The 14365-nt window shown below is 52.9% G+C and carries 13 protein-coding genes; 4 read left to right on the top strand and 9 right to left on the bottom strand.

The genetic code is table 11. The features are described from left to right. The first annotated feature begins 44 nt into the window (after window positions 1-44). Window positions 45-812: a mechanosensitive ion channel family protein gene (locus BAQU_RS02260; protein ID WP_094692444.1), complete on the top strand. Its 768-nt coding sequence runs from the start codon at window positions 45-47 to the stop codon at window positions 810-812. 39 nt (window positions 813-851) lie between these two features. Here the strand turns inward: BAQU_RS02260 and BAQU_RS02255 are convergent, their stop codons facing one another. The 7 genes from BAQU_RS02255 to leuC form a co-directional block, all read right to left on the bottom strand. Continuing rightward, window positions 852-2078 carry a D-alanine--D-alanine ligase family protein gene (locus BAQU_RS02255; RefSeq protein WP_094692443.1) on the bottom strand — a complete coding sequence of 409 codons (1227 nt, stop codon included), beginning with the start codon at window positions 2076-2078 and terminating at the stop codon, window positions 852-854. A gap of 96 nt (window positions 2079-2174) precedes the next feature. After that, window positions 2175-3164: an NAD(P)H-dependent glycerol-3-phosphate dehydrogenase gene (locus tag BAQU_RS02250; RefSeq protein WP_094692442.1), complete on the bottom strand. Its 990-nt coding sequence runs from the start codon at window positions 3162-3164 to the stop codon at window positions 2175-2177. A gap of 109 nt (window positions 3165-3273) precedes the next feature. Next, a complete protein-coding gene (locus tag BAQU_RS02245; protein ID WP_094692659.1) occupies window positions 3274-4188 on the bottom strand; it encodes a lysophospholipid acyltransferase family protein in 915 nt (304 codons plus the stop codon). Window positions 4189-4229: 41 nt separating this feature from the next. Next, window positions 4230-5561: a UDP-N-acetylglucosamine 1-carboxyvinyltransferase gene (murA, locus tag BAQU_RS02240; RefSeq protein WP_094692657.1), complete on the bottom strand. Its 1332-nt coding sequence runs from the start codon at window positions 5559-5561 to the stop codon at window positions 4230-4232. 217 nt (window positions 5562-5778) lie between these two features. After that, the gene (locus BAQU_RS02235) at window positions 5779-6915 is read right to left on the bottom strand and encodes a tRNA-dihydrouridine synthase (RefSeq protein WP_415447738.1); all 1137 of its coding nucleotides are present in this window, start codon (window positions 6913-6915) and stop codon (window positions 5779-5781) included. 147 nt (window positions 6916-7062) lie between these two features. Next, window positions 7063-7743 carry a 3-isopropylmalate dehydratase small subunit gene (gene leuD, locus BAQU_RS02230; protein ID WP_094692441.1) on the bottom strand — a complete coding sequence of 227 codons (681 nt, stop codon included), beginning with the start codon at window positions 7741-7743 and terminating at the stop codon, window positions 7063-7065. Between the two features lie 118 nt (window positions 7744-7861). Further along, on the bottom strand, window positions 7862-9265 hold the full coding sequence (gene leuC / locus BAQU_RS02225; RefSeq protein WP_094692440.1) for a 3-isopropylmalate dehydratase large subunit: 1404 nt from the start codon (window positions 9263-9265) through the stop codon (window positions 7862-7864). Between the two features lie 146 nt (window positions 9266-9411). Here leuC and BAQU_RS02220 point away from each other — a divergent pair, with 146 nt between their 5' ends. After that, a complete protein-coding gene (locus tag BAQU_RS02220) occupies window positions 9412-10245 on the top strand; it encodes an IclR family transcriptional regulator (RefSeq protein WP_094692439.1) in 834 nt (277 codons plus the stop codon). Between the two features lie 84 nt (window positions 10246-10329). Here BAQU_RS02220 and BAQU_RS02215 read toward each other — a convergent pair whose 3' ends face one another. Next, the gene (locus BAQU_RS02215; RefSeq protein ID WP_094692438.1) at window positions 10330-11817 is read right to left on the bottom strand and encodes a metallophosphoesterase family protein; all 1488 of its coding nucleotides are present in this window, start codon (window positions 11815-11817) and stop codon (window positions 10330-10332) included. Between the two features lie 191 nt (window positions 11818-12008). Beyond that, complete coding sequence (locus BAQU_RS02210; protein ID WP_143241951.1) at window positions 12009-12236, bottom strand: hypothetical protein; 228 nt, start codon at window positions 12234-12236, stop codon at window positions 12009-12011. Between the two features lie 331 nt (window positions 12237-12567). On the opposite strand from BAQU_RS02210, the gene BAQU_RS02205 reads away from it, so the two are divergent. Together BAQU_RS02205 and BAQU_RS02200 are read left to right on the top strand one after the other, a co-directional pair. Next, window positions 12568-12777, top strand: a complete 210-nt coding sequence (locus tag BAQU_RS02205) for a hypothetical protein (RefSeq protein ID WP_143241950.1) — start codon at window positions 12568-12570, stop codon at window positions 12775-12777. A 197-nt stretch (window positions 12778-12974) separates the two neighbouring features. After that, window positions 12975-14324 (top strand): ClC family H(+)/Cl(-) exchange transporter, encoded by a 1350-nt coding sequence (locus BAQU_RS02200; RefSeq protein ID WP_158215613.1) that lies wholly within the window; start codon window positions 12975-12977, stop codon window positions 14322-14324. Window positions 14325-14365: the final 41 nt, after the last annotated feature.

Raw genomic sequence — 14365 nt, 5'->3', positions numbered from 1 at the left:
GCGAGTATCGTGCAACAGTGAACCGCCGAGGTTAGGGAGAAACAATGACGCAGTTTGTGCATGTGATGCAATCGTGGCTGGCAAGCAATGCCAACCGCATCATCTTTCTTCTCGTCGTTCTGATCGCAACCGCGGCAATTGCCTATGCGGCATCCAAGGCGCTGTGGAGATTGCTTGAACATTCACAAATCCCAAGCGCGACATTCTTTGTGAACATCGTCATCGGCATCATCTGGATTATTGGCGCGATGATGGTGCTGGAACCCGTATTCGGCATCAACCCCACCACGCTGAGCACGGCTCTTGGCGTTGGCGGCCTTGCGGTTTCATTTGGTCTGAAGGACACGATCTCTAACATCGTCGGCGGATTAGGACTGATGCTCGGCAAGGTAGTGCAACCGGGAGACTTGATTTCTATTGCAGGAATAACCGGCACCGTCAAGGATGTGACCTGGCGTCACACAATTGTGATCGACCGCGCAGGAGAAGAGATGTGGATACCAAATTCATTGCTGAATACATCATCATTGGAGAAGATGACACCAGCCGGCGAGGCGCTCACCCGCATTCCATTTGTGGTCAAGGGCACTGCGGACCCAGCGATCGTCGAACAGAAAATTCTTGCCAAGGTATCGCGCGTAACGAACGGCCTGGTTTTACCAGAGAGACCAACTTTAGTGAAGTTCCAAGGTTTTGATGTGACTGGGATCAAAGGTGAGATCTGGGTTTTTGCCAAGCAGGAGGTTCTGCCTTCGACCTTGCAGGATCTCGTCACACGAACGATAGCCGGCGAGGATTTTCTCGCCGGCTGATATACTTCGCTTGCGACGAATCCAAGCCATTAATCAACATCAGTTCGACAACACGCCGTCGATCAGCATGGTGATGAGCTTCGAATAGGGGATGCCTGTGGCTTCCCAAGCCTTTGGATACATTGAAATCGAGGTGAACCCTGGCATTGTGTTGATTTCGTTGACCATGACGGAACCGTCAGGACGAACGAATGTATCGACTCGGCTCAGACCCATGCCATCGACCGCATCGAATGACTTGCCTGCAACGGTACGCACCCGTTCGAGGATCTCTTGTGGCAGACTTGCGGGGACCTCAACGTGAGATGCCGATTCATCCATGTATTTGCTGTCAAAATCGTAGAATGCATCATCGTCCCCGTGACTACGGGAGTCGAGCACTACCTCACCCGGCAAGCTGGTGCGCGTCTGTTCCGCAGGAACGTCACGCAATACTGCACATTCAATTTCTCGGCCATCGATGCCCTCTTCAATCAAAACCTTCCAGTCATGCCTGGATGCCTCGAATACGGCGCCAGCCAACTGGCTCCTTGCATCGGCACCGTCGCCACTCTCGACCTTGGTGACGCCGAAGCTTGAACCGGCACGTGATGGCTTGATGAAAAGCGGGTAAGCCAATTCTGCACGTTGGACCTGTGCCAGAATATCCATTGCATTGCGTTCGAATGCAGAGTCCGAATCGAATTCCCTCGTATCCAGGGTTATCCAAGGAGCAACGTCAATCCCTGCCGCCTGCAGCAAGATCTTGGTGAAATGTTTATCCATGCACACCGAGGATGCAAGCACACCACAGCCGACATAAGGGACCTTCATCATCTCGAAAAGACCCTGGACCGTGCCGTCTTCTCCAAATGGGCCATGAAGCACCGGGAACACCGCATCGACATGGCCGAGCGAGCACACCACATTATGTTTCTCTGGATCGATGCCACTCATACTCACAAAATTCGTACCGTACCCATTGGCTGGATTCTTCAAATCCTCATGCTCACCTGCAAAGAATCCATCACACCCGAGTGCAGGATCAAGCAGAACCGGTCGAGAGTTCTTCGTTATCTCCACGCTGGGAAGATCAGAGGTGCCCAGCTTCCAAGCTTTAGGATCCTCGCCGTCAACGATCCACTGACCTTTCCGTGTAATACCAACCGGTATGACTTCATATCGCTCCATATCGATGGCGCGTAAAACGCTTGCCGCCGAAATGCATGAAATCGGGTGCTCGTCTGCCATACCCCCGTATAGCACAACAATGCGTTTCTTCGCCATGTTTCTCCTTCACACCAAATAATCACAATCAACAGCAAAACCACAATCACGTCTCCTGGAACTCAGCACAGCGCGTGAAGCAGCTTGGCCGGTTTATCACATCTGTGTCGCACCAAGCAATTCGGCAAGCATATCTGCACACGATATTCCATCGTTGAGCACATGACTCATGGCGGAAGCGAGTGGCGTTTCAACATTGAGCTTCTTGGCCAAGGCCAGCATGGCATCAGTCGTGGGCACACCCTCGGCGACTCCGTTGCTTAGCTTCGTTGCCTCCTCAACGCTCAGACCCTTGCCAAGGTTATAACCAAAGGCATAGTTCCTACTCAATGGCGAGCCACAGGTGGCAACCATATCTCCCACTCCAGCCAGTCCAGAGAACGTTGCGGCAATGGCTCCCTGTGCTCTTCCTATGGCAGACATCTCTGCAAGTCCACTGGTCTGAACCATGGCCACGGTATTTTCTCCGTACCCGGCACCACGGCACATCCCCACCGCGAGCGCGACAACATTTTTCAACGAGCCGCACAGCTCAAGGCCGACGACATCCTGCGAAGTGTATGCCTTGAAATAGTTGGTGGTGCACGCCTGCGCGACTGTGCGCGCAGCCTCAAGACTGGCTGATGCAATGACTGTTGCCGTTGGCTTGCGATCGGCAACCTCCTTGCTTAAGTTAGGTCCGGAAACAGCCGCGAAACGTTCTTCTGGAAGCTGTAGGGCCTCGCGCACAACCATGTCCATGCGTTTGCCAGTGGTACGCTCAATACCTTTCATCAATGAGACGACGATTGCCTGTCGAGGAATGCACGCTTGAAATTCTTGCAAGGCCACGCGAGCGAATTGTGCTGCAATGGCGATGACGATGATTTGCGCATTTTCAACCGCTGATTCACGATCTCCTGTCGCTGTCATCGTATCGGGCAAGGTGTCGACTGATGGCAGCCGGAAGGAATTACGGTGGTTGTCTTGAATATCGGCAACGATGTTTGGCTCCTTTGCCCACATCGTGACTTCATTTCCGGCATCAGCCATAACCCTGCCGAAAGTGGTTCCCCAAGCTCCTGCTCCCAGAACAGTTATACGCAAAATCCTCTCCTCACCTTGAGTTTTTCAACGAACCGCATGCTCATCCGTTTTCTCAGTCCTAAGTTGTGTCCGTAGCTGCATATTCGTTTGGGACGCTTAAGGCTTTTACTCATTCGATGGTATACCTCTTATCAACTTTAGGCCGGGGTTTGCGCGACATCGTCGGATAATCCCACAATCCTTGCCTCGGTGGTTCCTCGCCACGAATCTCTTGCATGACGACTTCCATGCGCTCGCGTACACGTTTGGAAAGCATGACAATCGCCTCCCTCGGCGGCTCGCTCCCCCACGAATCCATATCCTTCAAGAGATCGGCATAATCAAGAGGACGATCGTAACGCATGACCACGTTCTTGCGAGGCCAAGGCCACCAGTGGTTGATTGATGCCGCTCCCCAAGTGACTGCTGGAAATATTGGGATCTGACGGCCCAGTCTTCGTGAGGCTTCGAGAGCGATGAACCCTATGCCCGGCTTGAGCGTCATTGGCCATTTCAATGGATCGCGGGTCACGGTACCCTCTGGCCAGATGGTCAGTGGGCGGCCGGAGGTGAGAATGTCGATGGATTCTTCTTCGATGGCCTTGGCCTTGCCTGTTCTTCGTGGTACTGGTTGCATGCCAACGAGTTGGAACCATTTCCCGATCACTGGCCAATGTGCCATCTCGGCCTTGGCCATGTACCGTGGTCTGCGACCCATATGGAACAGTGCCATCATCGGCACGAAAACATCGAATTGCGTGGCATGAGTGGCAGCGGTAATGAATACGCCTTGCTCGGGAACCCTCTCCAGGCCCCAGGCCTTCACCTTGCAGCTTGCACGAATCACCAGTGAGACTCCCGCCAACAGGCGGTCAGTTGCCTTTGGATTCTGCGCATCTATCTCGATCATGTTCGGCTTGCGCTCACCAGTGGGATAGTACCGGGTCGGATCAACAAGACGATGCTTCTTGGATAACAGTGTGACCTGCGCGTCTGGAAGCGCTGTAACAGCCGAACGCGGCGAGGGTTTTCCCTTTGATACCATGATTCTATTGTCCATCAGACCCTGACAGACTCGGTTTGGAGTCAGGAGATTTGGGCACCGAGAGCGGTCAATTTGTCGCGGAAATCCTCATATCCACGATCAATCAAAGAAATTCCATGCACAGTCGATGGACCACTCGCCGTGAGAGCAGCGATCAAGTGGCTGAAACCACCACGCAGATCTGGAACATCAATATCCTGCCCCTTCAGCGGCGTTGGACCAAAGATAACAGCGGAATGCTTGAAGTTGCGCTGACGGAAACGGCATGGCAATGAACCCAGGCATTCACGATACAGCTGAATCGTCGCCCCCATGGAAACCAAAGGCTTCGTGAACCCGAAACGGTTCTCATAGACGGTCTCGTGAACTATGCTCAATCCCTTGGCCTGAGTAAGCGCGACCACCAATGGCTGCTGCCAGTCGGTCATGAAGCCGGGATGCACATCAGTCTCGATGGCGACAGGCTTCAAATCACCGCCCGGATGCCAGAAACGAATGCCATTGTCGCGAACGTCGAATTCGCCGCCGATTTTGCGGAAGACATTCAGGAAAGTCATCATCTCAGGCTGGCTTGCACCCTCCACAAAGATATCGCCGTGCGTGGCCAGTGCCGCCGAAGCCCAGCTCGCAGCCTCGATACGATCAGGCAGCGAATTGTGTGCGAAGCCCTTGAGCCCCTTCACCCCTTCGATGCGAATCGTGCGGTCAACATCCACGGAAATCTGAGCGCCCATCTTCTGCAGAACTGCAACCAAATCCATGATCTCAGGTTCGGTCGCTGCTCCGGAAAGCTCGGTCTTGCCCTCTGCAAGCACTGCAGCGAGCAAGGTCTGTTCGGTGGCACCAACGGATGGATAAGGCAGATGAATCTTTGCACCATGCAAGCCATCGGGCGCCGTGATGTGAATGCCGGCCTCATGTTCCTTGTCAACGGTGGCGCCCAGACGACGCAGCGTTTCCAGGTGGAAGTCAATTGGGCGACTGCCTATGCGGCATCCTCCAAGGGCTGGAATGAAAGCCTCTCCCAGACGGTGAAGCAGAGGTCCAGAAAACAGAATCGGAATACGAGATGAGCCTGAGAGCGTATCCACATCAGCCACATCTGCAAGTTCAACATGGGTGGCATCGATTGTGACGACACCTTCTCTGGCCTTCACATCCACATTGACTCCATGAAGTCGCAAAAGATCAGAAACGACCTGGACGTCGCGAATTTCAGGCACATTTTTCAGAACCGAGACTCCTGGGGCAAGCAGGGCAGCAACCATCGCCTTGCTGACGAAGTTCTTGGCACCCCGAACCTTGATGGTTCCTTCAAGAGGGCTGCCCCCAACAACATGCAACACATCATCTTCCGGCTTGACACTGGTCAACGTCGACTCCTCTTCTATTTCTTGTACCCCACAAGTCTGCCACACACGATGTGGTGACCGCGTGAAATGTGCCTGAAGCCAAACGTTATCCACACTATGCACAACAACCATGCACAACATAGCGCGCTGTGTAAGTCACTTTCTGATTATGTTGCACTTTCCATGTTGAGAGTTACGCGGAAACCGCACACCATGACGACCGATGGACGGTGAGCGGCTACAGGGATGCGGCCAGGTTGGGGTTCCATATAGCGGCGGTTGCGGCTTGGACTGCATCGGCACCTCTGGAGCGATAATTACGGTAATCGTCTGCGTTGGCAACGCCGCCAACTCCAATGATCGAAAAGTTGTATTCACTGCGTTTGCGGATGCCGTCAAGTCTGGAGACCATATCAAGGCCAGATTGAAGAATCGCATGGCCGCAAACTCCGCTACGTTCCCTTCCCACGCCCGGTAGAGCCTGATTGCCGCGGCTGTCCACCAGCCTCGCCGAAATCGTGTTGATTGCCACGATTCCCTGCACACTACCGCGTCCAACTGTCACATCAAGCATGTGTTGCAAGGTTGAGTCGTCAGGAATGTAAGCCAGCTTGATCATGAACGGAACATCGCCGATCTGATCCTTCACCGCCTCGCAAATCTCACCAACCAAATCAGGATTGTCACAGAGCAAGCTTCCAGGACCCTCATTGGGGCAACTCGTGTTCATCTCAACCAGTTTCGCGCCGGTTTCCATAATCAGCTTCGCAGCGATCACATGATCCTGCACGTATTCAGCCGTACTCATGCCGGTAATGCGTGAACCTTGAAAACTTGGAATGAGAAGTTGCCCGAATCCTGCATGCTGCATTGCATGTTGCATATCCGGCTGCCATACATCGGGGTCCTGTGATGGCACACCGAAGGAGTTGGATATTGAAAGTGGCTCCTGATACCTGGTGTCTGCAAGAAGTCCCTCTTTAATCTCAGGACTGCCCGCCGTAATGAAGCCTGTCGAGGTCTTGGGATGAATTGCCAGTACATTAGGAAAAGGATTGCATGCCCATGCCCGTGAACGCACGGTCTTATAGGTACACATATCAAAGCCGAGTCGAAACGCAGCATCGGTAAAATGACTGTTGAGCAACGGACCGGCAGGAATGCCAAAGGGTTTGTTAACTGCAAAGCCCATGAACGACGATTGTTCGACTCGAACTTTTCTCGCTTCGCCATTGTGTTCTTCATCATCTGACGAATACCTAGAATCATGACGTTTCAAAATTTCAGCAAAGCGACCGAAAGGTCCCCGCCTGTAATTCTCTTCATACGTCAGATTGACGTCGTAGCAAGGATTTTCAAGCATCTGACCCATCATTCCTCAATCTCCCAGCCAACGAAACCGGGCATGAATCGTTCATTGTGAACTTATCAAAGTATAAGGCTTCAATAATGGTCTGTCTGCATGGCCGCTACGCCCTTTTGAGACGTTGATACCGCAGCAAGTTCACAATGAACGCTTTCACTACCCGCGAGCGCTTAAGGGACCAGCCCAATCGATGCTTTCCTCACGCGCAGACTTGACTTCCTCTTCCGGAAGGTGCTTTGCAGGCAGCGTCTTGGGCTTGAATGGGAACTTTACTGCACGCATCTTCTCATATGCGGTGATATCCGCTTCGTGCTGCAACGTGAGGTCGATATCGTCGAATCCATTCATCAAGCGCCAACATGTGTAGTCGTCAACCTGGAATGGCAAGGTCACATCGGCACATTCGACCGTTCTTGTCTGCAAGTCAACTGTGATGCTCCGTCCGGGCTCCTCTTCCAAAAGCTTCCACAGCAATTCGATGGATTCCATCGGCATGATCGCCGCCAGAACACCATTCTTGGCAGTATTCCCATAGAAGATATCCGCGAACCGTGGGGCTATGATCACACGGAAGCCATAGTCGTGCAGGGCCCAAACCGCATGTTCGCGCGATGACCCGATACCGAAGTCAGGTCCGGTCACCAGAACCTTGCCGTCTGAATATTCCTTTTGGTTCAGCACGAACGAAGGATCGCGCCTCCATGCATAGAACAGGGCATCCTCAAAACCAGACTTGGTCACGCGCTTCAAGAATACGGCAGGAATGATCTGATCCGTATCCACGTTTGAGCGCCTCAATGGCACTCCAGTTCCCGTGATTACCGTGAGCTTTTCCATGAACAGCTTCCTTCACATGGTCTGTTGTTGCGATGTTGCGTGCAGTTATACGTTGTTACAGTTGTTGGCATCTGCGCAAAGATGGTCATACGCCATGCCCGCGCAAATTTCTATGCGTCTAAAGATCCGCAGGGCTGCTGATTGTTCCGCGAATGGCCGTTGCCGCAGCGACGATCGGCGAAGCCAGATGAGTGCGGCTCCCCTTGCCCTGGCGCCCTTCAAAATTACGATTCGAAGTCGAGATCGCGCGCTCTCCAGGAACCATCTTGTCGGCGTTCATGCCGAGGCACATTGAACATCCGGCATTGCGCCATTCAGCCCCGAACTCCTTGAACACCTTATCCAGCCCTTCGTGTTCTGCCTGCAAACGTACACGAGATGATGCCGGCACCACAAGGACTCTATGAATATTCTTCGCTTTATGATTACCCTTCATAATATGAGCGGCAGCGCGCAGATCCTCGATACGTCCGTTCGTACACGAACCTATGAATACAGTGTCGACTGCAATCGATTTGATTGGCGTGCCTGGCTTCAATCCCATGTAAGCGAGCGCGCTGGTTGTGGCCCTGCGCTTGTCTGCATCGGCAATCTTGTCCGGAACAGGAACGGTATCGTTGATCGGCAAGCCCTGACCCGGGTTCGTACCCCAGGTCACGAATGGGGAAAGATCGTTGGCATCCAAATCCACGACCTTATCGAAAACCGCATCGTCATCGGTCTTCAAAGTCTCCCAATATTCGACTGCTCTATCCCACATCTCGCCCTCCGGAGCGTGCGGGCGTCCTTGCAGATAGTCAAAGGTGGTCTGGTCGGGAGCGATCATGCCGGCTCGTGCACCTGCCTCGATCGACATGTTGCAGATTGTCATGCGAGCTTCCATGGAAAGGGCACGAATCGCGCTGCCACGATATTCGATGACGTGCCCCTGACCTCCGCCGGTTCCAATCTTGGCAATGATTGCAAGAATGATATCCTTCGACGAAACACCTTGTGGCAATGTTCCCTCAACATTGACCGCCATGGTCTTGAATGGTTTCAGACTCAAGGTCTGCGTTGCCATGACATGCTCGACCTCAGAGGTACCGATGCCAAATGCCAAGGCACCGAACGCTCCATGCGTAGAAGTGTGTGAATCCCCGCATACGATGGTCATTCCAGGCTGTGTAAGGCCAAGCTGTGGCCCAACCTGGTGCACGATCCCCTGGTCTGCGTCACCCAAGGGGTGCAGTCTCACACCAAAATCCCTACAATTGTGTTCAAGCGTGGAAATCTGCTTTGCCGAGGTCTTGTCGGCAATGGGCTGATCGATATCGACCGTGGGAGTGTTGTGGTCTTCAGTGGCGATGGTGAGATCAAGTCGGCGCAGTCCGCGGCCTGCCAGACGCAGGCCTTCAAATGCCTGCGGACTTGTCACTTCATGCATCAGCTGAAGGTCAATGTATATCAGGTCTGGAGCCCCTTGTTCACCTTTACGAACCAAGTGGTCGGCCCAGACTTTCTCAGCCAAAGTTGTTCCCATCTCAACCACCTATCCTGCACCGCATCTTGCAATATTTATATGCGCATGGGAATCATGCTCCATATTCATGCCTCTTATCAGAGTATGAAGCGTGTTTCGAAAAATGGACTTTTGCATTTCACATAATGAGATGGCATAATCCAGTTATGACATCTCCATCAGCTAATCCCAATGAAAACGATCTTAACTCCTATGCCTCTCCTGTAAGTACTTCCGAGAGCGCCGGCAACACTGAAAACTCAGATATTGAAGGCAAAGCCATTCATTCTGGAGTTGGTGTCTTGGATAAGACGGTTCGAATTCTGGATGCTCTGGAGACTGGCCCTGCAACACTCGGCCAACTGGTTTCTTCGACGGGCCTGGCACGACCAACGGCACATCGACTCGCAATTGCACTGGAACGTCACCGATTCGTCTTGCGCGACGCGCATGGCCGATTCGTTCTCGGTTCTCGGTTCGCCGAACTTGCAGCCGCAGCCGGCGAGGACCGACTGCTCACCGCCGCAGGTCCTATCTTGCAGACACTGCTCGATCGAACCGGAGAGTCCGCACAGATTTTTCGACGTCAGGGTGAGCAGAGGGTCTGCATTTCAGCGGTTGAGCGCAGCAGCGGTCTGCGTGATTCCATTCCTGTGGGAGCCATGCTTTCCATGGAAGCTGGATCGGCTGCCCAGATTCTTCTTGCCTGGGAAGATAGCGACCGCATGCATCGTGGCCTGCTTCATGCCAAGTTCACTGCGGCAAAGCTTGCAGCAGTAAGAAAGCGCGGATGGGCTGAATCATCGAGTGAACGCGAACAGGGCGTCTCTTCCATTTCTGCCCCGATTCGCAATGCAAGCGGCAATGTGATTGCCGCCATTTCTATTTCAGGCCCAACACAACGCCTGACCTCCACACCAGGTCGCCACTTTGCCCCCCTGGTCATGGCCGCAGGCAAGTATCTGAGCGACAGCCTCGTGAAAGCCTCGAACAACAACTGATTGTTGGCTCATCTGCCTGCTGCATGATTCTGTTGCGGGCAGACGATGCAACCAGGACGAGCCAACCAGACCTTGCACATCTGATTAGCTTCTATGCCCAAACTTGCGTAATGAGGCGAAAACCGCAGCCAGGGTCGCAGCGCTTCCTGCCAGGAATCCTGGTTTACGCAAGAGATTTACGGCATCCCCAGTCGATGAAGGTATATAGCTCATTGCAAAGGTATAGGCACGGTGAGAACGCGGCTTGCCCACCAGATCGCCAAACTCCAAAAGCTGCGTTCGAGGATTGTCTGGATGACGGATATCGAATTCAAACATGCGTGCCGCACGCTTGCGCGGTACTGGACCATATGATCCAAAACCACAGGTTGGCGTCGCGCCCAGCATGATACCCTCATATTTCCCCACGAATCCATTGCGATGATCGTGACCGGCAAAGACTGCCGAGTATCCGTGTGAGCTCTTGAGAATATCGAATTCTCCACAATCCGTATCAGCGCAACTGATGCCCTCGCCAAGATAGCTGCCTGGCAGCGTTTTTGCGGCATCCAGCACGTAGCATTGCCTGTCATAGCTGCGGTACCCCTGCACTGCATAGGCCGTTGTTGATGCAACTGGTTTGAGCAGGGAATAGAACTGTGGAAGCGGAATATGCTGGAACACGATGGAATTGGTTCCAACCGAACGCGGAACCTGCCGGAGAAATCCCAGACCTTCGGCGCTCGGATTGCCATATCCGCCCTCCCTGGCATAATCGCCTGAATTCAAGAGAACAATGCCCATCACGTTGCTGCGTCCATTGTCGTCACTCACCGGCAAGGCGAATGTGCCTGGTTCACACGCATATGCAATCTGATCCGGCAAACCGGCACCTGCCAATGAGCGTGGGTGTTCGGGCTGGGCGATCGTGGATTCCGGATTCAGGCATCCTGGAAATTCACGGTATAGCGCATCCATCTGTGCAGTGTCCAAACCACATTGGAAGTCATGGTTGCCATATGTCACGGCAAATGGAATGCCTCGGTCAACAATCGGAGCAAGAAACTGCTGCATGCTGTGATGAACCATATCTCGCGTGCGGGCTATGTCGCGCTTATGCACGTCATCTTCGAAATTGCCAGGAATCGTTGCGGAATTACTCACATTATCGTCAGCAAAGGCATTGCCCGGATTCTGGCCACCATCGCCGTTGCGTTGCTGCTGCGAAACACCCTGAAGTGCATTGCCAACCCATGCGCTCACGCTTCGCCCAGCGGCATAGACGCCATCCCAGGCAGTTGACCAACGGCGCTTACGAAATGTGCGTGAATATGCCGCATCGTATCCGGCAATCTGGTTGCCAGACAGCACCACAAGATCAGGCCGAGCAGCATCGCATGCTGCGGCGATCAGACTTACGGTATCTGGTGAAATCGTTGGTCCATCCTGAATATCAGCCAATTGCAACACTCTGAATTTGCCCGAATGGTGGAACTGCAAACGCCCCAGCCTCGCTGAAATCGACACCGGAACACGTTCGCTGTGTTGCACGGCTGTTGTGGCTTGACGACCCGAGAAGCGACTTTCAATCATGCTTCCAGCCTACTTCACTTCGTATCGCTCAGCGAATATATGACTTTCAGCTTCTCGAACTCACGAACCGCCTGCACGGCGCGCAACTGACCGCTGCATCCATATCCGATAATTCTGGATCACTAACGTTCTTGCAACGTTCTTGCAACGCTATATCGGTTATCCAAGTGCAATGCCTCGATGGTGTTCACTCAGAATGTAATGACGAATCGGTAATCGCGGCCACTAAGAACACTGGCGATATATTCATCCAGATCTGTTTTGGTGAAATTCACTCCAATGTCGCGGAAACCACGAGCTGCCTTGGTCTTCAATTCATAGGCTGGAACCGTGGAAACATTCGCTCGAAAGTTCTTATCCTCTGCGCTGATGCTTCTTGCCAGCTGCCACTTTTGTGTCTTGTTTGATTGTATTCTCATGCCTGTATGCATAATTATGTCTTTTCTTATCCACTATCTATCGACGCATATTGTGCGTCTATATATATTTCCTAATTTTCTTTTTCCAACAAACCTCAGTGCCGGTCCCTCCGACACATCCCTCTGCTATCAACCATGACTATACACTCACTTCTTTCATTGTGGGAGTAAATGACATGAAATCCACCTTCACCGAAGATAAACGAGGGATGAATTATGGCATTTTTCACGCTACTAGCGCATAACCGTGTTGATGCTGGACAGTGCATCACAGATGTCTAGCATGGTTCAGGTAACCATTGTCAGCAGATTTGAGAGAGGTGTTACGTTTATGACCGAGAACACAGCCAAGAACGCATCAGGCAGCAACCAGAAAAAGGTTAATGGAGTCCCATTGAACGATGCCCCGGTTCCTTCAAATCCTCAGGTTCCTACCGTAAAGAATTCGAAGAAGGATACGCCAATCGAGACACCGGTCACCGTCAATCAGGTGACCTACGATGTTCCTCCTGCAGATCAGGATGCAGCGAACCAGAACTGATGATGAAAGGTCTCAAGACAGATCTGAATCACATGATCAAGCACCCGCCAATTTCGGTAGGTGCTTTTTTATTGCCGCTCATACGAGAGTTCTGAGAGTTTGTCTAATTCAGTGCCGGCCGGTGGAAGGTGCAATTCTTTCGCAGGTGAACAAATCCGATGTACACTTCGGTCTGCACGGATGGTTATCGTGCTGGTATGCGCAGAGCTTTCAAAGAATCGGCGACCAGATTTACGGGGAGAATTCGTAGCGCCTCGCATCACTCTGTCTCACCTCGGCTGTTGGGTTGGTCAATCGTAGTTGGTGTTGTCGCCGGATTTACAGCAAGCATGTTTCGTCTGGCATTGCAAACGATCTTGCATGCAATCATCCACCTATATAAATATGTGATTCCTGAACAGCCTTGGATCGTGGCGGTTGCAGTAGTGCTGTTTGCCGTTCTTGGATGCTGCATCGCTGCATTGATTCGTTCCGACCCCTTGATCAAGGGGTCTGGCATACCGGATGTTGAACAGAGGTTGCGCTCCCCTGCTCCCTTACAGTTCCCTTGGTTCCGCGTGTTGTGGAAGAAAATCCTTGGAGGCATTCTCGCCATCGGCCCCGGAGCGTTTGCAGGACGGGAAGGTCCAAGCATCCAAATTGGGGCATGCGTCGGATTGGGCGTTTCTGCGAGTACTATGACGACACGCAGCTACAAGCGCGAACTCGTGGCCGCCGGGGCAGCGGCAGGTCTTTCGGCGGCGTTCAATGCACCGATTGCTGCCGTGCTCTTTGTAGCCGAAGAAATATACAGCCGCTTCACTCTGAAGATTGGTCTATCAACGTTTGCCGCTGCCTTGAGCGCGAATGCCGTGTCCAGCAGTATCTTTGGTATCGAACCTGTTTTTTCGCTACCTCACGTCGGCAGGACACCAATATCCGCATACTGGTCGATTGGGGTGCTTGCAATCCTTCTCGGCGTGCTCGCATGGGCATATGAGTGGACGTTGCTGCGCTCGACCAAGCCATACGATGCCTTGCATCTGCCGCTTGCCGTGCGCGCACTGATTCCGCTGCTGCTTACGGTTCCGGTCGGACTTCTTGCCCCCGATTTGCTGGGCGGCGGCAATGTGACTGTCACCACGGTCGGGAATGGCCACTTTGCCTTATGGATTCTACTCACATTCCTGGTGGTCAGATTCGCCATTTCTCAAATCACCTATGGCTCGGGCAATCCCGGAGGTATATTCCTGCCGATTCTGACGCTCGGAGCGCTGGCAGGGGCTTCCTGGGGTGCCTTTCTTAATCTGCAGCACCTCTGGCCAGGCGACACTGATGCTACGGCGTTGATGATCATGGTGGGGATGAGCGGCCTGTTTGGTGCGGTGAGCAAGGCTCCGCTGACAGCCATTATCCTCGTTACCGAAATGACATCATATAATCTGCTCATGCCGCTCGGATTTGCAACACTCATCTCGTATCTTGTCTATGATGCCATGGGCGGCAAACCCATCTATGATGCTTTGGGCAAGCCATTGAAGATGGCAGCGCTTCACCCTTCTGACTGATACAGAACGATCATGACCGATCTGATCAACATGCACCCAAG

The sequence above is a fragment of the Bifidobacterium aquikefiri genome, from assembly GCF_002259795.1.
GTDB lineage: Bacteria > Actinomycetota > Actinomycetes > Actinomycetales > Bifidobacteriaceae > Bombiscardovia > Bombiscardovia aquikefiri.
The sequence above is the reverse complement of the archived record's forward strand: the minus strand, read 5'-3'. Positions and strand labels throughout refer to the sequence as shown.